This window comes from Trebonia kvetii, from assembly GCF_007827045.1.
In the GTDB taxonomy this organism is placed as follows: Bacteria; Actinomycetota; Actinomycetes; order Streptosporangiales; family Streptosporangiaceae; genus Trebonia; species Trebonia kvetii.
On sequence record NZ_RPFW01000001.1, the window covers coordinates 1,555,578 to 1,576,028 of the forward strand.

Here is a 20,451-nt window from a genome sequence, read left to right on the forward strand (position 1 = left end):
TGCTTGGGCAGCGAGCCAACCCCAGGCTTCGCGTACGCGGGTGTGCCCGTCACTGGAACTCCTCTCACTTTGCGGGGGGACGACCCCCCTGCGCCCCCCGCGCATGGGGGGCGCCGCCCCCATAGCCCCCCGCAGGGGGGGTGCCGCGAAAGGCGCGGTACCCCCCCCGTGTGGTGGCTGGGGTTAAGGCCCTGTGGTTGCCTAGCAGGCGCTGCACAGACCGCAGCGCCTTTGGTGCTGTGGCTGAGGTTAGAGCCTTGTTGTGCTTTGTCATTGCTCTGGGTGTTGTGGCTTGGGTTAGCTTGCAGCCACTTAAGGTTAGTTTCCCTCTGCTTGAGGTTACTTGTCAGGGGGGCACTTAACCAGTGGCTGTGCGCTACTCCTCCACGAGGCGGATGACTCCGTAGTCGTAGCCACGGCGCCGGTACACCACGCTGAACTTGCCGCAACCGCTGTCGTGGTAGGCGAAGAAGTCGTGGCCGACGAGCTCCATCTGCAGGAGCGCGTCATCGATCGTCATCGGGTGCGAGGCGTGGAACTTCTCCCTGACGATCAGCGGACCATCGCCCACCATGTCCATCGGCAGCACGCCTGATACGGATTCCTGGGCCTCGGCCCCGTCGCGGAAGCCGTCGAAGTCCAGCCCGGCATCGTCTTCGGGCATCGCCGGCAGCGGCACCACGGCCTCCGGGCGCCGGCCGCCGGGCCGTCCCGGCCGCCCGTTCGGGCGGGTGGCGAGCTTCCCGCTGGCCTTGCGGCCGACCGGCATGCCCTTGAGCATGGCCGCGTCGTCCGGCGCGGGGATCGCCGGGATGGGGATGTCCGCGAGCGCGGCAGCGTCGGCCGCCATGGCGGCGGCCGCGGCGGGCGCCGCAGTCACCGCGGTGAGCGCGTCGGTGGAGCGGACACTGAGGCCGCCGCTGCGGACCTTGCGCCGTTCTGCCGCCTTGCGCAGCCGGCCCTCGAGCTTGGTGAACGCCAGGTCGAGGGCCGCATACCGGTCGTCCGCGGCCGCCTCAGCCCGGATGGCGGGCCCCCTGGACCTGACCGTGAGCTCGACGCGTTCGCTTCGGTCTGCCTGCCTAGGGTTGCGCTCCGTTGAAACCTCGACGTCGATTCGGATTGCGTTGTGATCGAGCTTCTCTAGCTTGGCCAGCTTGGCGCCCGCATGCCTGCGGAAACGCTCCGGAACGCTGGTGTGCCTGCCTTTGAAGGTGATTTCCATCTCGATCCCCCTTCGGCGTATGTGACCTGAGAGAACCCTTGTGTCCTGTCCGTACAGGGGAGGTCTGAAACTTCCCAATCCGCCAGAATAGGAAGGGCTCGATGGACACTCGCCCGGCCGACCTGGTCTTCGACCCCACATCCGCCTGCTGAGGGGTTCGCGGCCTTCCATGGCCACTACTGCCCTTCTCTCGGTATCGGAAGACGCCTTGTGTCTCCCGGCGAGGCAGGACTTACTTCTAAGCCGCACCGTGATCGGTCGACGAGAAGTCGCCTTACGTGGGCCGTTTTGCCTGCGGCTGGCATCGGCTTGCTGAATAGACCCTCCTGCCACCAGCGCGGCGAGGAGAGCCTGCCCGGCGCAACCACGGACCCGGGCGAGTGCCATGAGTGAACGCTAGTCCTCCCGAGCCAAATTGTCAGGTGGGACATTAGTGCTGAACCCCTGTATAACGGATGCATAACGATGTTTTACTGAGCAGGTTCTCAGCGGTTCCAGAGATTGGCTGGTCAGCCGGGGTAAGCCGGCGCATAGCCGCCGTCGTGGATCGGCATCCAGGCGCCGTTCAGCTTGGCACCGACCAGCTCCACCAGCTGGCCGTGCGGCAGGCTGGCAATCAGCGGGTGGTTGTAGCTCGCCGTGATCGACTGGAGGTCCGTGTCTGCCGGGATGGGCGTGGCGGAAGCACCGCTGACCGGATATTCAGTCACCGCGGGTCCCGCCGCATCGGTAAGCGTGATCACAGAATCGGACCCGTACCAGGTCAGCCCGGACGGGGCAAAGAAGCCGCTGGCCGGGACGTCCTTGACCTGTGAGAGCGTGATCGTGATGCTCACCTGGCCGGCCCGCTGGCCCTCCTCCTGCATGTCGATCGCGCCGAACCGGAGCGCGAGGCCTCCGCTGATGAGGGCGACCCGGACGCCGTCCGGTGCGACCCTCAGCTCGGTGTACGGGGGGCCCGTCTGAAGCTCGTATGGGTCGCGTATGGTCACGGGAACCGGCTGCCCGAACGGCTGCCGCGGGTTCGCCGCACCCCGGAGCATGAAGATCTGGGTCTGTGTCGACGCCCATAGCTGATCGCTGTTGTCCCAGCTGATCGCTAGGTACCCGGAGCCGCGCTTGACCAGCGGGTCACCCGTGGGTGCGGTGTACAGGACGCTATTACGCAGCGCGGCGATGTACTTGCCCGACGGGGAGACGGCGATCTGGTCGAAGTTGGTGCCGATGTGCACGAGCGGAACCGGCCTGTCGTGCGTGCTCGCGCGCCTGGTCAGGTAGCCCGCCTTGTCGATGGCGTAGAACACCGGGAGGCTCGGGCCGTTCGCGGGGTTGTACGTGGGGGAAACCTGGAGTTGCTGCACCGGGTTGCCCTGGGCCTTGGGCGGAGTCCACGGCTTGCCGTCAACTTCGACCGCGACCGACTGCACCGCCTGCCCGCTCTGCGTGGCACTGAGCAGCGTCCACAGAAGCTGCGACGAGACCTGCTGCATTACCTCGGTGAGCGACGACTTGCTCGTCTTGGCGATGGTGCCGCCAAGGTTGATGATCGCGGTCGGGCCGTCGATCGTGACGCGTCTGATCTTGGTGCCCGCCGGGAATGCCGTCTTGGTCGCGCCGCCGGAGAGCCAGTCCTTGGGCGGCGAGATGAGGTCGTTCACGAGCCCGGTGATCAGCAGGCGGGGGCCGCCGGCCTGCAGCGGCACGTATACCGGGTCGGGAACGAGGATCTTGCCCGCGGGATCGAAGAAGTACAGCTTGGTCGGCTGGTAGTCGTTCTGGAAGGAGTCGCTGGTAAGCAGCAGTTCCTGCGGCGCGTCCTTGATTCGCCACTGGTTGTTCAGCTTCACCAGGCTGAAACTCGTCTGCGGAATCGCCGCCTGGTCGGGGGCGGAGGCGGAGGGGACCGAGTAGCTGCCGCCCTTCCCCGTCAGGTACGCCTGGACCTTGCCGGTGACCTGCACCGTCGCGGTCTCTTTGGCCTTGCCCTTCGGCGAGGTATACACCGGGTCCTTGACGTTGGGACCACTCTTGTACACGATCGCCGACCAGAACGGGTTCCATACCGCCCGCTCCTCCGGCGTCAGGTACTCCTTGGCGATGTCGCTGTAGCTGCCGAAGCTGGCTGAGGCCGTGAGGAAGCCCTGGACGATCTGCTGCGGATTCCAGTCCGCGCGGGGGGGCTGCGGCTGGATCTGGACGTACAGCTGGTTCTGCGCCTCTGCCGCCTGGGTGACCGGGTAGGACTGCACGGGGCCCGCGGTGGGCATCGACACGCACCCGGACACAGTCAGCGCGGCCGCGGCGAGCGCGGCGACCGCGGCGAGCACCGGCTTGGTCCTAGCCACGGGCACCCCCTGCCAGGTCCGCTTCCAGCCTGGTGACGGCGGTTGGGATGACCTCCGCCTCGTCGGGGCCGAGCGGCAGCGGTGAGCCCGCCAGGGGTTCACCCGCCGTCCGCGGCAGGGTCAGCCGGAACACCGAGCCGCGGCCCTTCTCACCCCAGGCCTGGAGCCAGCCGCCGTGCAGTCGCGCGTCCTCGAGCGCGATGGCCAGGCCGAGTCCGGTGCCTCCCGTCGTCCTGGCGCGCGCCGGGTCAGCGCGCCAGAAGCGCTCGAACACCAGCTGCTCCTCACCGGCGGCGAGCCCGACACCGTGGTCGCGAACCGCGATCGCGACGGCGTTCATGTCGGCCGCCACCGTGACGACGACGTCTCGTCCCTCGCCGTGCTCCACGGCGTTGACGAGTAGGTTGCGCAGGATCCGCTCCACCCGGCGCCGGTCAACCTCGGCCATGCAGGCCGCGGCGGGCAGCCGGAACTCGATGCGGCAGCCCCGGCGCTCCGCGAGCTGCTGCGCGTCGTCGGCGCTGCGGCGCACGATGTCGGACACGTCGGCCGGCTCAGGGTCAAGCGTCGCGACGTTGGAGTCGTGTCTGCTGATCTCGAGCAGGTCAGTGAGCAGCACCTCGAACCGCTCGATCTGGCTCTGCAGCAGCTCGGCGCTGCGCGCGGCGGCCGCGTCGAGGTCCTCCCGCGATTCGAAGAGGATCTCCGCGGCCATCCTGATCGTGGTCATCGGGGTCCGCAGCTCGTGCGAGACGTCGGAGACGAACTGCCGCTGCGCCTTGGACAGCTCCTCGAGCTGGAACAGCTTCTCCTGCAGGCTGATGGCCATGTCGTTGAACGAAGTGGCGAGCGCGGCGAGGTCGTCCGCGCCGCCGACGGTCATCCGTTCCTCGAGATGTCCGTCTGACAGCCGTTGCGCGGCCCGGGCCGCGTGCCGGACCGGCAGCACCACCCACCTGGTCACCAGCGAGGCGATCGCCGCGAGCAGCGCCACGAGCGCGATGCCCACCCCGATGAGCGTCGTCTGCACGAGCTGGAGTGTCTGCTGTTCGTCGTTGAGCGGGAACACGAAGTAGAGCTGGTACCAGTTGCCGAGCGGCACGCCGAACGCGATCGCCGGGGTGCCGGAGCGCTGGCCGTCGAAGGTGAGCGCGGTCGGCGTGTAGAACAGCAGGTTCTCCACCTTGCCGTTCCTGACTTCCGTCTGCTCCTGCTGCACCTCGTCGAGAAGGGCGGCTGGCAGGGAGGCTCCCGCGGCGATGCTCGTCGCCCACTGCGGGACGCCCGCCTGCTCCGCCAGGTTGGCGCTTGGCGCGACCACCACGGTGTAGCTGGCGGTGCCGTTGGTCGGCTGTAGCAGCTGTCCGGTTTTGCGCATGAACTGCATCGCGCTCTGGCCGCTGGCCGGCTGCTGGTTCAGGTCGGGAAGTGACCGCGCCGTGTTCAGCGCGGTCAGCACCTGCGCCCGCGCCGAGGTCTCCGCGTTGACAAGCAGGCCGTCGTTGATCTGCTCGGTCAGGAAGAAGCCGAGGATAGCGATCATCGTGGCGGAGATCACCAGCGTGGTGCCGACCACCCGCAACTGCAGCGAACGGTGCCAGCGGTGCCTGACCTTCGCGATGACCAGGTGCTCGAGGCGCAGCAGCGAACGGATGGCGATCGTCAGCCGGTGCGGAAGCCAGCTGACGATCCAGCGCACCCACTTCTTACGGCGCAGCGCCATTTCCCAGGCCTCGCGCACGTCACGCCGGTCGCGCTGCGACGCGGTAACGGGCGGTGGCTTGGCAGGCGCGGGGTGTGCGGGCATGGGCGGGACTTGCGCGGTGGGCGTGCCGACCGCGTCGGGATTAACCGAATACCGCTCCATTCTCCGATCAGCCAGGTCCCGCCTTGTAGCCAACACCGCGCACCGTCACCACGATCTCCGGGTGCTCGGGGTCCCGCTCGATCTTCGCCCGCAGCCGCTGCACGTGGACGTTCACCAGGCGTGTGTCCGCAGCGTGCCGGTAACCCCAGACCTGCTCGAGCAGCACCTCGCGGGTGAAGACCTGCCGCGGCTTGCGTGCGAGCGCGACCAGCAGGTCGAACTCGAGCGGCGTCAGGCTCAGCGTCTCGCCGTTGCGCTTCACCGAGTGGCCAGCCACGTCGATCGACACGTCGCCGATCTGCAGCATCTCCGGGGCCGGCTCGTCCGTGCGCCGCAGCCGCGCCCTGATCCGCGCGACAAGCTCCTTGGACTTAAACGGCTTCATGATGTAGTCGTCGGCCCCCGACTCAAGGCCGAGCACCACGTCCACCGTGTCGGTCTTCGCGGTCAGCATCACGATCGGCACGCCTGACTCGCCCCTGATCTGACGGCACACGTCGATGCCGTCGGAACCGGGCAGCATCAGGTCAAGCAGCACCAGGTCAGGCCGGGTGTCGCGGAAGGCCTCAAGCGCCTTGTCTCCGTCGGCGACGAAAGTCGGCTCAAACCCCTCACCGCGGAGCACGATGCCAAGCATCTCCGCGAGCGCCGCGTCGTCATCGACGACCAGCACGCGTCCTTTCATGGGCCACATCGTTCCATGTGTCTGGCTCTAAGCAGAGCGACCTCGGCGGCAGACGGTGACGCCCGCCGCGTAAACCCGCGCTCGCATGCGCAGGTTACCCCTTTTTACCAGGTCCGCACCACCCAGGAGCCCGTTTAGCAGGCATTCGGCCACGGCGCGTCCGACCAGCGACGGTGACGCTCTCACCGGACCCGGCCTGCAGGCGGGCGGCTTATCTGGCCGCCAGGCAATTCATCCAGGTATTTCCCCATTTCTCGGCATTAGCACCTTAAGCGTGTTTGCCGATCGCCAGTATCCGACGAATTCTTAGTCAATCATAAACGTGCGGATAATTGGGGTAACACGCAGAATGCCCGCTCATAGCGGTGCCGGGACACGGGCGCCGCGGCGGTTGAATCCGGCCTGATCGCCACCGAAATCCACAGCGGGTCTCCATGTCGGCACGGGTAGCCGCGGACGCCGCCGGGTACGCCTGCAGCGTCCGGCCCACCGGACGAGAAGGATGAAATGTCGCCAATCGTCGGCATTACGAGAATGCATTGAACGAGGGAATTATGGGGATTTTCGACAAGGTCAATGCAGAGGCAGAGGGCATGGCCGTGACGGCGTTTGCGCGCTAGAGTGCCGACGTGGCCGAACCGTTGGCGAATGTCGTTGAACCGGGCTGGGCGGAAGCGCTCGCACCGGTCGAGGGTCAGATCACCCGAATGGGGAGCTTCCTGCGCGAGCAGATCGCCGCGGGCAAGCGCTACCTGCCCGCGGGCGAGCAGGTGCTGCGCGCCTTCAAGCAGCCGTTCGGCGACGTTCGGGTGCTTATAGTCGGCCAGGACCCGTACCCCACGCCCGGCCATCCGGTCGGGCTGAGCTTTTCCGTCGATCCTGGCGTCCGGCGACTGCCAGGCTCTCTCGTCAACATCTTCCGCGAGTACTCCGCGGACCTCGGCTATCCCGCGCCATCGAATGGCGACCTGACGCCCTGGACCGAGCGCGGCGTCCTGCTGCTCAACCGGGTGCTCACCGTCGAGCCTGGCAAACCGGGCAGCCACCGGGGGCAGGGCTGGGAAGAGGTGACCGAGCAGGCGATCCGTGCCCTCACCGCGCGCGGCCTGCCGCTTGCCGCCATCCTGTGGGGCCGCGACGCGCGGAACCTCGCCCCGCTGCTCGGCGACACGCCGCGCATCGAGTCGGCCCACCCGAGTCCCATGTCGGCGCACAGCGGATTCTTCGGCACCCGCCCGTTCAGCCGCGCCAACACCCTGCTCGAGCGCCAAGGAGCAGAACCCGTCGACTGGAAGCTGCCGTGAGCTGGGCGCGCAGGGTTGCGCGCCCGATGGCAAAAACCGCCATCGTATCGGGCGCCTAACACACGAATATCTCCCGGGGGGACGCCCCCCTACCCCCCGAGGTCCTCGCGCGGCGGCTCGATGGCAAGAACCGCCATCGGGCCTCCGCGCTGCGGCAAGAGGGGTGATGGCAAGCGCCGCGGCGTGGCAAGAGCTGCGGCGACGTGGGATATCCCGCGTATCCTCTAGGCCGTGGAGACGACGTCCGGTGAGCAGCTTGGCGAGGCGCCTGCCGGGCAGCCGGCAGGCCGGGAGCAGCACGCACTGCCCAGCCGACGGGCCATGACTGCGTGGTTCGCGATCTTCACGGTGTACGCGGGCGCCGAGATCTTCACCAGGCACGCCGACGGCACCTGGGGTGCCTGGGCCTGCGGCGGCTACGCCGTGGCGACCATGCTGCTGCTCCTCACGAGGACGTGGCTGTTCCCGCTCGCCGCCGCCGTGCTCGGCGCATTCCTGGCGCCGCTGGTCTGGATGGTGCTCAAGGTGCCTGACACCTCCACCGCCGAGGTCGTGGTCATCAACCGGTCGGCGGACTACCTGGTCAGCCACGGCACCCCGTACCTGCCCGCCAGTCTGATCACGGACTGGCAGCACTACAACCCATACCTGCCGCTGATGGAGCTGTTCGGGCTGCCCCGCAAGGCGGGACTGCCCCTGCTGCTCGGCGACCCAAGGATCTGGACCTCGCTGGTCACCGTCGCCGCGCTCGCCCTGGCTTTCGCGACCATCGCGCCCCGCCCCGTCAGCCGGACGGCGGTGGCCCGGCTCACCGCGATCGCCGTCGCCTCGCCGCTTGTGGCGTTCCCGCTGACCGTGGGGGTCACCGATCCCCCCATCATCGCGCTGACCTGCCTGGCGCTCGCGCTTGCCGCGCGCGGCCGGTTCCTGCGCGCCGCGCTTGTGCTTGCCGTCGCCTGCGCGATGAAGTCCACCGCGTGGGCCGTGGTCCCGGTGCTCGCGGTGATGATCTGGCCCAGGGAATCGCTGCGGGCCGCGGCCAGGTTCACCGGCACCGTCGTCGGCGCGGCTGTCCTGCTCGCGCTGGCCGCGGCGCCGAACGCCCTCGCCACCCCGGACGCGATCAGGCAGAACCTGATCGACTACCCGCTCGGCACCTCGACCTACAAGACGGTGGCGTCGAGCCCGCTGCCCGGTCATCTCATCAGCCAGCTCGGCCATGCCGGGCACCTCACCGTGGACGCGCTGCTGCTGCTCGCGGTGATCGCCTTCGCCTGCTGGCTGCTGCTGCGCCCGCCGCGCGACATGCGAGACGCCACGGTCCGGCTCATTGTGCTGTACACAGTCCTTTTCACGCTCGCGCCGTCGACCAGGTACGGCTATTACGCGTACCCGCTCGCCCTGCTCGGCTGGCTGGCGCTCACCAGGGGCACGGCACGGACGGCCGATACCGAACGAGTGCCCGATGCTCCTCCCCGGCCCGTCGGCTCCCCCGGGCTGCAAGCCCGGTTACCGGCTTTGCCGCACCTGCCGCTGACTCGATTGCGGCCCCACCCACCGACCGGGTTGCGACCCCGCCTCTGACTCCCCTGTGTCCCGCCTCTGAATAACGCGCCTCGCGTTACATTCATCGGCCCTCCTAGGCCATGGCGCCGCGGGCCAGGCACATTTACGCTCGTCGCCATGGAGCACAGGAGCTCGCAACGAGGGCTGCTGCTTGACCGGGGAAGCGAGATCGCCGCGATCGAGCAGGCGGTCGACGCCGCGCGGGCCGGCTCCGGTTCGGTGCTGCTGATCGAGGGCGCCGCGGGCATCGGGAAGAGCAGGCTGCTCGGGCACGGGTGCGACCTGGCCACCGCCGCGGGGATGACGATGCTTTCCGCGCGTGCGGCCGAGTACGAGGACGGCTACGCCTGGGGCGTAGTCCGCCAGCTCTTCGAGGCCGAACTGCGGGCCGGCCTGGCAGCGCCGGGCGAGCAGGCCGCGGCGAGGGCGACGCCGCGGCGTTCGCCATCCGGGTGCTCACCAAGCCCGCCGGGCCCGGCGACGAGGACTCGTACGCGGTGCTGCACGGCCTGTACTGGCTGGCCGCAGACATCGCGCAGCGCGTGCCGCTGCTGCTCGCGATCGATGACCTGCAGTGGGCCGACGGTCCGTCGCAGCGCTTCGCCGCCTACCTAGCGCGGCGGATAGAGGGGCTGCCGTTGCTCCTCGCGGTCACGATCCGCGAGCCGCGATCGGCGACCGCCCAGGACAAGGCGCTGACGTCGGGGATCGGCGCCGAGCCCGGCGCGCGCACGTTGCGCCCGGGACCGCTCAGTGCCGAGGGCTGTGCCCGCCTGGTGGCAGGCACGCTCGGCCAGCCGCCATCGCCCGCCTTCTCCGGCGCCTGCCAGGAGCTCACCGGCGGCAATCCGCTGTTGCTGCACGGGCTGCTCACGACGCTGCGGGCCGAGGGCGTGGTCGGCGGCGACGCGGACGTGCCGCACCTGCGACGGCTGACGCCGGAGTCGGTGTCACGGCACGTGCTGCTGCGTCTTGGCAGGCTGCCCGAGCCGGTGCTGGCCGCCGCCCGGGCGATCGCCGTGCTCGGCACCTCGGCCACCACGGCACGGGCCGGCCGGCTGGCCGGCCTTGACGAGAGGGCATGCGCGGACGCGGTCGGCGTGCTGATGGCCGAGCAGCTCGTCACCGGGGAGATGTCGCTGCGGTTCACGCATCCCCTGGTGCGGTCGGCGGTCTACCAGGACCTGTCGGCGCCGGTGCGGCAGCAGCGGCACAAGGCCACGGCCCGGCTGCTTGCCGCCGAGGGCGCCTCGGTCGGCGAGCTCACCACGCACCTGCTCGCCGCGGCCGCGGAGGGCGACCCGTGGGTGGTGGACCGGTTGCGTGCCGCGGCCGCCGACGCCAGGGGACGTGGCGCCCCCGACGTGGCCGCGCAGTGCCTGGATCGGGCGCTCGCCGAGCCGCCCGCCGCCTGCGCCAGGGCAGAGGTGCTCTACGAGCTCGGCTCGGCGCGCACCTTCCTCGCTCCGGCAACCGCGATCGACCAGCTCAGCGAGGCACTGGCGCTGGCCGACGGCTGGCCGCTTCGCGGCCAGATCGCGGTCGCGCTCGGCGAGGCCCTGGCGCTGTGCGGAAGGTTCGCGCAGGCCGTGGCGATGATCCAGCGGACAAGCGCCGAGCTGCCAGGCACCGCAGACGGAGAAGAGCCCGGCGAGACGAGCGGCGTGCTCGCCTCCATGCAGGCGGTGCTGCTGAACATCGCGCGCTGGGACCTGTCCACCCGCACGGTCACCAGGCCGCTCGTCGAGGAACTGCTCGCGAGCGCGGAACAGGGCACCGCGCTCGACCCGCAGCTCCACGCCAACCTGGCGATCGAGCTCACGGTGGCAGGCACGGACAGGGAACGGGCGCTGCTCCACGCCCGCGGCGCGGTCCGCGCGGCGTCCCGGCTCATGTCGCTGACCTCGACGGCGCTGCCCGAGGCGGTGCTCGTGCTCTCGCTCGCCGACGCCGGCCGCGAGGCGTGGGCCGGAGTGGCGGAGTGGCAGGACATCGCACGGCGCCGCGGCCGGCCCGTCGCGGCCGCGATCGCGGCGTCCATCGCGTCGCACCTCGCCGCGCGCGACGGCGACATCAGGCAGTCGCTCGCCTTCGGCGAGCAGGCCCTGGCCGCCGAGGACACCTGGGTCGCGATCCTCGCCGCGGCGTTCCTCGTGCCACCGCTACTGGATGCCGGGGAACCGGAGCAGGCCAGGGAGATGCTCGCGAAGCGCGGGCTGCTCACCGGCGACCTGCTTCCCGTCTTCCCCTTCAACGTCGCCAAGTACGCGCGCGGCTGCCTGCACGCCGCCTGCGGCGATTACCGGACCGCGCTCGGCGACCTGCTCTCACTCGGCGCCGAGGCCGCCCGCTGGGGCATCGTCAACCCCGCCGCGATCGCCTGGCGGTCGGCTGCCGCGCTGTCCGATGCTCCGCGAGGAGCAGCTGCAGCGCCGCGAAAAGCTCTGACCATCCAGTGAAGTCAAGCTCCCTGCCGTCGGGCGCCGACACCACACCAGCCACCGGCTCACCCCCGCCCACCACTCGCAGCTGCAGTATCAGTGCATGCCCATCGTCCATGCCTGGATGCTGCGTGCCTCGGCATGCCGCGCGCATCACGGTACCCACCCCACCGTTTTCCCTGGCCAGTCCGCGCGCGTGTGTCGTGCGCTCGTCCCGCCTTCGCCTGACCGAGAGAATCAGCAACCGAACGCGGACATGGTTTAAGGGCCCGTGGCGGCTTGGGTCACGGGCCTGGTCAGGGGCGGTTCCGGGGTTAGGCGGCGGCGGGGGTGACGGTGACGTCGAGTCCGAGGGCCTGGCGTCCGGGGGGCTAGGAGCCTAGGTGCCAGTTGGCTAGGTAGGCGCGCTGGGCCTCGGTCAGGGTGTCCAGCCTGGCGCCGAGGGCGGTCAGGACGAGGCGGGCCGCATCGGCGTCGATGTCGCCGGGGACCTGGTGGACGCCGGGGGCCAGGCGCTGCTCCGCGCTCGCAAGACGGGCTAGGGTGAGCGCCTCGATGCCGAACGCGAGGTCCATCACCTGCGGCGGGTGCCCGTCGGCGGCGACGAGGTTGACGACGCGGCCCTCCGCGAGCAGCAGGAGGCGGCGGCCGTCGGGCAGGTGATAGGCGTCGGCGTGCGGGCGCACGTCGGTTTCCACCGCGACCGCCATCGTGACCAGCGCCCTGACGTCGATCTCCACGTCGAAGTGGCCGGCATTGGCGAGGATCGCGCCGTCCGGCATGACCGCCAGGTGCTCGGCGGTGATCACCTCGGCCGACCCGGTGGCGGTGATGAAGATCTCGCCGATCGGCGCCGCGTCGGCGATCGGCAGCACCTGGAATCCGCGCAGCACCGCGTCGAGCGCGCGCACCGCGTCCACCTCGGTGATCACGACCCGGGCGCCGAGCGCCCTGGCGGACTCGGCGATGCCTGACCCGCACGCGCCGAACCCGGCGACCACGACGGTCTTGCCCGCGAGCAGCACGCCGCTCGCGCGCAGCAGGCCGTCGATGACCGACTGCGCGGTGCCGTGCGTGTTGTCCACGATCCTGGTCACCGGGGTGTCGCTCGCGGCGACCACGGGGAAGCCAAGCGTGCCGTCCGCGGCCATCCGGCGCAGCCGTAGCACGCCTGTCGTCGTCCCCTCGCACCCGCCGCGCACCCGGTCGAGCACGGCAGGCGGCGCGATGGTGTGCAGCGTGGACATCAGGTCGCCGCCGTCGTCGAGCACCAGGTCCGGCCCCTGCCACCCGCCAGCGCCGTCATCCGTGCCTGCGCCGATGGCGAGCGCGATGTGCTCGTAGTACGCGTCCCTGTCCACCCCTGACTTGGCGAACACCTCGACGCCGTCGTCGGCGGCGAGCGCCGCTGCGATGTCGTCCTGGGTGGACAGCGGGTTGGACGCGGCGAGCCGAATGGTCGCGCCGCCCGCGCGCAGCGCACGAAGGAAGACCGCGGTCTCCGCCGTCACGTGCAGGCAGGCGGCCACGGTCAGCCCGTCGAACGGCCGGTCCGCGCTGAAGCGGGAACGGAGCGCGGCAAGGAGCGGCATCATCCGTTCGGCATAGGTGATACGCCCGTCCCCGAGCTCGGCGAGCCCGGGGACGGGCCGGTACCCGCGCGGGCCTCCCGGGGAATCGCTCCCCCGGGAGGCTGCGGTCGCGCTCATCGTCGCGCTAGCCGGCGGATTAATACCGGTAGTGGTCCGGCTTGTACGGGCCCTCGACCGGGACGCCGATGTAGTCGGCCTGCTCCTTGGTCAGGACAGTCAGCTTGACGCCGAGCGCGTCCAGGTGGAGCCGGGCCACCTTCTCGTCCAGGTGCTTTGGCAGCGTGTAGACGCCGACCGGGTACTCCTCGGGCTTGGTGAACAGCTCGATCTGCGCCATGACCTGGTTGGTGAACGAGTTGGACATCACGAACGACGGGTGGCCGGTCGCGTTGCCCAGGTTGAGCAGGCGGCCCTCGGACAGCACGATGATCGTGTGGCCGTCGGCGAAGGTCCACTCGTCGACCTGCGGCTTCACGTTGATCCGCTTGACGCCGGGGGTCGCGGCCAGGCCGGTCATGTCGATCTCGTTGTCGAAGTGGCCGATGTTGCCGACGATGGCCTGGTGCTTCATCTGCGCCATGTGGTCGGCGGTGATGATGTCCTTGTTACCGGTCGTGGTGACGAAGATGTCGACCTGGCCGATGACGTCCTCGATCGTGGCGACCTGGTAGCCGTCCATCGCCGCCTGCAGCGCGCAGATCGGGTCGATCTCGGTGATGATCACCCGGGCACCCTGGCCGCGCAGCGACTCCGCGCAGCCCTTGCCCACGTCGCCGTAGCCGCAGACCAGCGCGACCTTGCCGCCGATGAGCACGTCGGTGCCGCGGTTGATGCCGTCGATCAGCGAGTGACGGCAGCCGTACTTGTTGTCGAACTTCGACTTGGTCACCGAGTCGTTGACGTTGATCGCCGGGAACGCCAGCGAGCCGGCCTTGTGCATCTCGTAGAGGCGGTGCACGCCGGTGGTGGTCTCCTCAGTGACGCCCTTGATCTCGGCGACGGCCTTGGTCCACTTGCCCGGCTTGTCGGCGAGCGAGTTGCGCAGCCGGTCGAGGATAACCAGCCACTCCTCGGAGTCGCCCTCGGCCGCCGACGGGACCGCACCCGCTGCCTCGTACTCGGCGCCCTTGTGCACGAAGAGCGTCGCGTCGCCGCCGTCGTCCAGGATCATGTTCGGCGACTGCCCGCCCGGCCAGGTCAGCGCCTGGTCGGTGCACCACCAGTACTCTTCGAGCGTCTCGCCCTTCCAGGCGAACACCGGGATGCCCTTGGGGTCATCCGGCGTGCCGTCCGGGCCGACCGCGACAGCGGCCGCCGCGTGGTCCTGGGTGGAGAAGATGTTGCACGACGCCCAGCGGACCTGCGCGCCGAGCGCGACCAGGGTCTCGATGAGCACAGCGGTCTGGATCGTCATGTGCAGCGAGCCGGTGATCCGGGCGCCGCGCAGCGGCTGGGACGCCGCGTACTCGGCACGGGTCGCCATCAGGCCGGGCATCTCGTGCTCGGCAAGCTGGATTTCCTTACGGCCGAAAGCGGCCAGCGAGATGTCGGCCACCTTGTACGGCTCGGCGCTCATGCGCTCACTCCTTCTGGATCTTCGGGTTTGCCATCGTCACGGATTCACCCCGGCGCTCGCGCGCCCGATACGATGGCGGGATTTGCCATCGGGCGCGCACCGGGGGGTTACGGGGGGTCGTCCCCCCGGAAGACGACCTCGGAATGCGGCGTGCGACCAATCCGACGGTACGGTATCCGGGCGGTGCCGCGCACGCCGGGGTCGGCTTTCTTGACGGCAGAATGTTAGATTGTTACTCATGCGCATCACTGAGGCCGCCGCGCGGCTCGGCATGTCCCCCCGGATGCTCCGCTACCGGGAGGATCTCGGGCTGCTTCCGCCGCTGCGGGACCGGCCCACCGGACGCGGGCCCGCGCACCGCCAGTTCACCGAGGAGGACCTGGCGGCAATCACCGCCGCCCTGGCGATCGAGCGCCGGTTCGACATCACGCCCGCCGCGCTCGCTTTCGGCCTGCGGGTGCTGACTGACCCCGCGGCCCGCGCGGCCGTCGCCGACCTCGGCAGGCGCACCGGTCACGTTCCCGCGGGGCCGGGTGCGGGCCGCGCGCTCGACTTCGAGAAGGAGCGGGCGCTGCGCGCGCTCGGCAACCTCAGGAGCGCCAGCAACCTCAGGAGCGGCAGCAATCTCAGGAACGCCAGCAATCTCAGGAACGGCGGGACGCCCTGAGCCGGAAGCGGCGGCGGCTTTCGCTGACGATGGCGACGGACGGGTCGGAGGCGTCGGCCTCTTCCGGATGGTAGAGGTCGGGCTCCAGGTAGATCAGCTCTGCGATCGGCACCGCGGCGCGGATTCGCTCCTCCGTCGCGTTGATGCCCGCCGTGAGTTCCCTGGCCGTGATCTCGGCGGGTACCCCGATCTTCGCCGTGACCAGCAGCGTCTCCGGGCCGATGTGCGAGGTCCGCAGGTGGATGACCCGGAACTTCTCTGGCCCGCTCTCCACCGCGGCGACGATCTGCGCCGACGTCTCCGGCGAGGCCGACTCCCCGATCAGCAGGCTCTTGGTCTCGTAGCCGACGATGAACGCGGCGCAGCCGAGCAGCAGGCCCACCGCGACGGAGCCCGCGCCGTCCCAGCGGGTGTCCCCGGTCAGCTGGGACAGCAGCACGCCGAGGAAGGCGAAGCCGAGTCCGGTCAGCGCGGCGCTGTCCTCGAGCAGCACGACGGGGAGTTCCGGCACCTTGGTCAGGTGCACAAACTGCCGCCAGCCGTGTCCGGCCTGCCGCGCAGTGTTCGCCTCTCCGATCGCGGTGCGCAGCGACAGTGACTCGAGCACCGCGGAAAAACCGAGCACCACGTACGCGACGATCGGCGATTCCAGGTGACCCGGATTGATGATCTTGTGGATGCCGTCGTACAGGGAGAAGACCGCGCCGACGGTGAAGAGCATCACCGCGACCACGAAGGCATAGAAGTACCGCTCCCGGCCGAAGCCGAACGGGTGCTCCGTCGTCCTGGCGCGCCGCGACCGGCCGTGGCCGACGAGCAGCAGCACCTCGTTGCCTGTGTCGGCCACCGAGTGCACCGCCTCGGCGAGCATCGACGCCGACCCGGTGATGAGGAACGCCGCGAACTTCGCGATCGCGATGCCCAGGTTGGCCGCGAGCGCGGCGACGACGGACTTCACCGGCGTAGCATACCCAGCCGCGACGCCGGTCTCTTAACGACTTCCGAAGCTTTGTCGGCTTTTATCACTCGCGACCCGCCAGCTCCCTCAGGTCCTTGATCGCGGCGATCGCCAGCGGGTCGATGCCGCCCGCGATCCCGAGGTACACCGACGCGTAGTCGAGCAACTGGACCGTCACCGCCAGCCGCCGCAGCGGCTCGCCGCCGTCCATCGTGATCTCGGAAACGTCGATCCCCCTGGCCTCGGCGAGCCCGGCCGCCGCCGCCCTGGTGCGCGCCACAGTCGGATGCTCACCCGCCGGGTCCGCGAGCAGGACAAGCCGCAGCGATGCCTCGTCGAGCGAGGGACCGTCCAGGTCCGAGCCGCCAGGGTCCGTGAAATCGGCGAAATCCCCGCCGCCGAAGGAGCCGATGTCCTCCGCCTCGGGAAAGGCCGGCTCTGGCACCGGCGCGTACGGCCCGTCGAACACCGCGGCCTGGTCGTGCCCGGCCTCGGGCAGCAGGCCGATCAGCGCCGGGTGCTTGGCGTTCGCTGCGAGCTGCGACGCGAACCTGCGGGCCGCCGCCGCGCTAAGCGGCGAACCGCCCCAGATCATCGGGAGTCGCCCTACCAGGTCGAGCGCGAGCGACTTGGCGGGGTTGACAAAGGACTCACTCGACGGGCGGCACTGGTGCGACACGTCCTCCATCGCCACGGCCGCCGCCTCGTATGCCGCGTCGTCCATCCGTGCCACGCCAAGCCTGGCCGCGATGACCAGCAGCGGCACGGTGAGCGCCCAGGGCATCGCGCGAGCGGGGCCCACCGTGGTCACCGGGATGAACGTACCCCTGGCCCGTGCGGCGAGATCCGCGAGCGGTGAACCGGGTGCGCCGACGCCCACCAGGTCGCAGCCGCGCCTGGCCGCCTCGGTGGCGAGCGCCAGCGCCTCGGCGGTGTGCCCGGACCTCGACACGGCGATCACCAGGTCCGCCGCGCCGATCCAGCCGGGGAGCTGATACCCGGAAACGCCGGTGACCTGCACCGGCGCTCCTGTCCCGCAGATGGCCGCGACCGCGTCGCAGGCGAACGTCGCGCCGCCGGCACCGCCGGAGCCGGCCACCACGATCGCGCGCGGCCGGGTGTCGGGATGCACCGCGGACAGGTCGGCCTCGGCGCACGCGCGGAGCGCGGTGCGAACCTGCGCGGCGGACGAGGCGACCTGGCGGAGCATCCCGCCCGGATCGCCCGCCTCCACGAGCTCGAGGTCATCGAGGCGGAAGGCGGCGAGCGACGCACCGCCGTGCGGCGTGTTCATGAGCAGGTCACGACTGGCGCGCCTCGTCGACGAGCAGGACAGGGATGTTGTCGCGAACAGGATAGGCGAGGGCGCATCCGGTGCACACAAGCTCGCTCGCGGCGTCATCGGCCCGCAGGCTGGCCCGGCACTTCGGGCAGACGATGATGTCGATCAGCCAGTCTTCGAGTTCCATGATCAATCCTCTTTGGTCCATCGGCTGCGTTTATTCATCTCACAAGGCCCGCCGGTGACGGCGTGCAGGCTACCGCGATCCGCCGCCGGGCCGCGGTAGCGAAGCATTTACTCCGAACGGGTTCCTGTTCCACGCACGATGCCAAGCACCTCGTCACGGATGGCCGCCGTCTCGACCTCGCTGGCCGCCTCGACGTTCAGCCGCAGCAGTGGCTCGGTGTTGGACGGGCGAAGGTTGAACCACCAGCCGTCGCCGGAGACCGTGAGGCCGTCGAGTTCGTCGGTGGTCACGCCCGGCTGCTGCGCGTAGATCTCCTTGACCCGCCGCGTGGTGCCCGCCTGGTCGGTGACCTCGCTGTTGATCTCGCCGCTGGCCGAGTAGCGGTCGAACTCGCTGAGGATGGCGGAAAGCGGCCGGTCGCCGTGGCCAAGTGCGGCCAGCGTGTGCAGCGCGGCCAGCATCCCCGAGTCGGCGAACCAGAAGTCCCTGAAGTAGAAGTGGCCCGAGTGCTCGCCGCCGAAGATCGCGTTGGTCTCGGCCATCTTCGCCTTGATGAACGAGTGGCCGACCCTGGTGCGCACGGGGATGCCGCCGTGCTCGCTGATCACCTCGGGCACCGCCTGTGAGGTGATCAGGTTGTGGATCACGGTCGCGCCCGGCTCCCTGGCCAGTTCCCTGCTCGCGATCATCGCGGTGAGCACCGACGGGCTGACGATCTCGCCGCGCTCGTCCACGACGAAGCAGCGGTCGGCGTCGCCGTCGAAGGCCAGGCCGATGTCGGCCCTGTGCTCTCTGACCGCCGCCTGCAGGTCGCGCAGGTTCTCCGGGTCGATCGGGTTCGCCTCGTGATTGGGGAACGTGCCGTCGAGCTCGAAGTACAGCGGGATCGTCGTGATCGGCAGTCCCTCGAATACGGTCGGCACCGTGTAGCCGCCCATCCCGTTGCCCGCGTCCACCACGACCTTCAGCGGGCGGATGCTCGAGATGTCCACCAGCTTCTTGAGGTACTCGGCGTAGCCGGGAAGCAGGTCCTTGCTCGTCACCGTGCCCGGCTCACCCGGGTAGCCGGGCACGCCGTCGGCGACCATCTTCTTGATCTCGGCGAGCCCGGTCTCGATGCCGACCGGCTTGGCGCCCGCCTTGCAGAGCTTCATCCCGTTGTACTTGGCCGGATTGTGGCTCGCGGTGATCATTACGCCGGGAATGTCGAGGAACCCGCTCGCGTAGTACACCATGTCTGTCGAGCCGAGCCCGCCAGAGATCACGTCGGCCCCCTGCGACACCGCGCCGCGGCCGACCGCGGCGGCAAGCGGCTCGCTGCTTGTGCGCATGTCGTGCAGGGTGACAATGGTCGTGGCCCCGGTCAGCCGCACGAACGCCGCGCCGACCGCTTCGGCCACGGCCTCGTCAAGCTCGTCGGGAGCCAGCCCCCGAACGTCATAAGCCTTGAAGATCTTGTCCAGATCCGACACTTTCGCCCCGCCTCCTGGTGAGCCCTTCAACCTTCCAGGACCAAACCTATCGGTTGGGGATCCGTGGGGCGGCTAGGACCGGGGCGGCAGGGACCCGGGCAGCGGACCCGGCGCTAGGTCTCGGGCTGCGGCGCCGGCGCGGACCGCACCACGCGCAGGTGGCCGCGGCGGCCCACTTCGACACCCTGGCCGACCGGCTCCGCGGCGGCAGGCCGCTGCTGGGACCCCTGGCGCGGCGCGGGTGACGCCTGGCGGGCGGAGGCCGCCTGTCTCGGCTGCGCCCCTGGATACGGCTGGGCCGCCGGATACTGCTGTGCCGCGGGACGGGGCGCGGCGGCACGCTCGGCGCGGCTCACGTCGCGCACGATGTTGGCGAGCGCCTCGAGGTCATCGGCCCGCTCCTGGGCCGGGTCTGGCGGCAGCCGGACCACGTCCCAGCCGCGCGGGACCACGAGCCGGGCCGCGTGCATCTCGCACAGATCCCACGAATGCGGGTCAACGTAGGCCGCAAGCGGGCCGAGCACGGCCGTCGAGTCCTTGTACACGTATGTGAGCGTGTAGACGGGAGTCTGCTTACAGGCGGTACGTGAGCAGCAACGGGAATTCACCAGCCCACCTCGCTCACCAGATCCGTTGAGGTCACGATAGCCCCCTGGACCCCCCGCAGGTATTCGCTATCGCTCACAACGGCTGACGGTACCTACCCGGAGGCTGTTATGCCACCACCCGGGCATGGTTCGCGATCGTGTCGTTTTGTCTGGCTCGGCGCTACCAGCCGGCTACGCGGCGGCGATACTCTCGGTAACTATGCACCGCGGTGAGAACGACGCTGCTCAGCCGCCCCGGCTCCGGCGGCGGGACCGGCATGGTCGCGGCGTGCGCGGCCGCCTCGTACCGCCGGCAGTGCCGCTGTACAGAACCAGGTCACAACAGTTCGATGACATGGTTCTCGACGCCGTGGCACGTCTCGAGTCGCGCTGGGAGGCCGAGCTCGCCGGGGTGGAGTTCGCGGTCCAAGAGGTTCCCGAGGCCGAGGAACTCGTCGACGACAGCGGCCCGCTGCCGCTCGCCAGGACAGTGCCAGGGACACCGGACTCGGGCGACCCAGGACGCCCGGCCACGCCTGCGCGCATCGTGGTCTACCGGCGTCCCCTGATGGCCAGGTCGGACAGCGACGGCGAGCTCAGCGACCTGGTATTCGACGTGGTCGTTGAGGAGTTCGCCAGCTTCCTCGGCCTCGACCCCGAAACCGTGGATCCTGGCTATCGCGGCGGTCTCGACTGA

16 protein-coding genes are annotated in these 20,451 nt (G+C 69.8%); 5 read left to right on the forward strand and 11 right to left on the reverse strand.

Going from position 1 to position 20,451, the window contains the following annotated elements; all coding sequences use genetic code 11:
- Positions 1 to 376: 376 nt before the first annotated feature.
- From hpf to mtrA, 4 genes are all read right to left on the reverse strand, one after another.
- A complete protein-coding gene (hpf, locus tag EAS64_RS45630; protein WP_246115550.1) occupies positions 377 to 1,225 on the reverse strand; it encodes a ribosome hibernation-promoting factor, HPF/YfiA family in 849 nt (282 codons plus the stop codon).
- A gap of 509 nt (positions 1,226 to 1,734) precedes the next feature.
- Positions 1,735 to 3,570, reverse strand: a complete 1,836-nt coding sequence (locus tag EAS64_RS07090; RefSeq protein WP_145851831.1) for an LpqB family beta-propeller domain-containing protein — start codon at positions 3,568 to 3,570, stop codon at positions 1,735 to 1,737.
- On the reverse strand, positions 3,563 to 5,437 hold the full coding sequence (gene mtrB / locus EAS64_RS07095) for an MtrAB system histidine kinase MtrB (RefSeq protein ID WP_145851832.1): 1,875 nt from the start codon (positions 5,435 to 5,437) through the stop codon (positions 3,563 to 3,565). The genes EAS64_RS07090 and mtrB overlap by 8 nt, the downstream gene beginning before the upstream one ends.
- A gap of 7 nt (positions 5,438 to 5,444) precedes the next feature.
- Positions 5,445 to 6,122, reverse strand: a complete 678-nt coding sequence (gene mtrA, locus EAS64_RS07100; RefSeq protein WP_145851833.1) for an MtrAB system response regulator MtrA — start codon at positions 6,120 to 6,122, stop codon at positions 5,445 to 5,447.
- Positions 6,123 to 6,751: 629 nt separating this feature from the next.
- On the opposite strand from mtrA, the gene EAS64_RS07105 reads away from it, so the two are divergent.
- The 3 genes from EAS64_RS07105 (at position 6,752) to EAS64_RS07115 (ending at position 9,607) form a co-directional block, all read left to right on the forward strand.
- Positions 6,752 to 7,426: a uracil-DNA glycosylase gene (locus tag EAS64_RS07105; RefSeq protein ID WP_222849057.1), complete on the forward strand. Its 675-nt coding sequence runs from the start codon at positions 6,752 to 6,754 to the stop codon at positions 7,424 to 7,426.
- 231 nt (positions 7,427 to 7,657) lie between these two features.
- Positions 7,658 to 9,010: a glycosyltransferase 87 family protein gene (locus EAS64_RS07110; RefSeq protein ID WP_145851834.1), complete on the forward strand. Its 1,353-nt coding sequence runs from the start codon at positions 7,658 to 7,660 to the stop codon at positions 9,008 to 9,010.
- 99 nt (positions 9,011 to 9,109) lie between these two features.
- Positions 9,110 to 9,607, forward strand: coding sequence for an ATP-binding protein (locus EAS64_RS07115; protein WP_145851835.1), 498 nt, complete (start codon positions 9,110 to 9,112; stop codon positions 9,605 to 9,607).
- Positions 9,608 to 11,804: 2,197 nt separating this feature from the next.
- Here the strand turns inward: EAS64_RS07115 and EAS64_RS07120 are convergent.
- Positions 11,805 to 13,142 (reverse strand): adenosylhomocysteinase, encoded by a 1,338-nt coding sequence (locus EAS64_RS07120; RefSeq protein ID WP_145851836.1) that lies wholly within the window; start codon positions 13,140 to 13,142, stop codon positions 11,805 to 11,807.
- A 19-nt stretch (positions 13,143 to 13,161) separates the two neighbouring features.
- Complete coding sequence (ahcY, locus tag EAS64_RS07125) at positions 13,162 to 14,601, reverse strand: adenosylhomocysteinase (protein ID WP_145851837.1); 1,440 nt, start codon at positions 14,599 to 14,601, stop codon at positions 13,162 to 13,164.
- Between the two features lie 238 nt (positions 14,602 to 14,839).
- Here ahcY and EAS64_RS07130 point away from each other — a divergent pair, with 238 nt between their 5' ends.
- On the forward strand, positions 14,840 to 15,268 hold the full coding sequence (locus EAS64_RS07130) for a MerR family transcriptional regulator (RefSeq protein WP_145851838.1): 429 nt from the start codon (positions 14,840 to 14,842) through the stop codon (positions 15,266 to 15,268).
- On the opposite strand, the gene EAS64_RS07135 is transcribed toward EAS64_RS07130, so the two are convergent.
- The 5 genes from EAS64_RS07135 to EAS64_RS07155 form a co-directional block, all read right to left on the reverse strand.
- Positions 15,246 to 16,226 (reverse strand): cation diffusion facilitator family transporter, encoded by a 981-nt coding sequence (locus EAS64_RS07135; protein WP_145851839.1) that lies wholly within the window; start codon positions 16,224 to 16,226, stop codon positions 15,246 to 15,248. The genes EAS64_RS07130 and EAS64_RS07135 overlap by 23 nt on opposite strands.
- A 64-nt stretch (positions 16,227 to 16,290) precedes the next feature.
- The gene (locus tag EAS64_RS07140) at positions 16,291 to 17,520 is read right to left on the reverse strand and encodes an SIS domain-containing protein (RefSeq protein ID WP_145851840.1); all 1,230 of its coding nucleotides are present in this window, start codon (positions 17,518 to 17,520) and stop codon (positions 16,291 to 16,293) included.
- Positions 17,521 to 17,527: 7 nt separating this feature from the next.
- A complete protein-coding gene (locus tag EAS64_RS07145) occupies positions 17,528 to 17,695 on the reverse strand; it encodes a Trm112 family protein (protein ID WP_187365736.1) in 168 nt (55 codons plus the stop codon).
- A gap of 107 nt (positions 17,696 to 17,802) precedes the next feature.
- Complete coding sequence (locus tag EAS64_RS07150) at positions 17,803 to 19,167, reverse strand: phosphomannomutase/phosphoglucomutase (RefSeq protein WP_145851841.1); 1,365 nt, start codon at positions 19,165 to 19,167, stop codon at positions 17,803 to 17,805.
- A gap of 113 nt (positions 19,168 to 19,280) precedes the next feature.
- Positions 19,281 to 19,778, reverse strand: a complete 498-nt coding sequence (locus EAS64_RS07155; protein ID WP_145851842.1) for a DUF3499 domain-containing protein — start codon at positions 19,776 to 19,778, stop codon at positions 19,281 to 19,283.
- A 265-nt stretch (positions 19,779 to 20,043) separates the two neighbouring features.
- Between EAS64_RS07155 and EAS64_RS07160 the strand changes: the two genes are divergently transcribed.
- On the forward strand, positions 20,044 to 20,451 hold the full coding sequence (locus EAS64_RS07160) for a metallopeptidase family protein (RefSeq protein ID WP_342782019.1): 408 nt from the start codon (positions 20,044 to 20,046) through the stop codon (positions 20,449 to 20,451).

Excerpts from the sequence above, each read along its gene's own strand:
- EAS64_RS07140 (WP_145851840.1), bottom strand. The coding sequence starts at position 17,520 with ATGAACACGCCGCACGGCGGTGCGTCGCTCGCCGCCTTCCGCCTCGAT.
- EAS64_RS07145 (WP_187365736.1), bottom strand. The coding sequence starts at position 17,695 with ATGGAACTCGAAGACTGGCTGATCGACATCATCGTCTGCCCGAAGTGC.
- mtrB (WP_145851832.1), bottom strand. The coding sequence starts at position 5,437 with ATGGAGCGGTATTCGGTTAATCCCGACGCGGTCGGCACGCCCACCGCG.
- hpf (WP_246115550.1), bottom strand. The coding sequence starts at position 1,225 with ATGGAAATCACCTTCAAAGGCAGGCACACCAGCGTTCCGGAGCGTTTC.
- mtrA (WP_145851833.1), bottom strand. The coding sequence starts at position 6,122 with ATGAAAGGACGCGTGCTGGTCGTCGATGACGACGCGGCGCTCGCGGAG.
- EAS64_RS07115 (WP_145851835.1), top strand. The coding sequence starts at position 9,110 with ATGGAGCACAGGAGCTCGCAACGAGGGCTGCTGCTTGACCGGGGAAGC.
- ahcY (WP_145851837.1), bottom strand. The coding sequence starts at position 14,601 with ATGAGCGCCGAGCCGTACAAGGTGGCCGACATCTCGCTGGCCGCTTTC.
- EAS64_RS07130 (WP_145851838.1), top strand. The coding sequence starts at position 14,840 with ATGCGCATCACTGAGGCCGCCGCGCGGCTCGGCATGTCCCCCCGGATG.
- EAS64_RS07120 (WP_145851836.1), bottom strand. The coding sequence starts at position 13,142 with ATGAGCGCGACCGCAGCCTCCCGGGGGAGCGATTCCCCGGGAGGCCCG.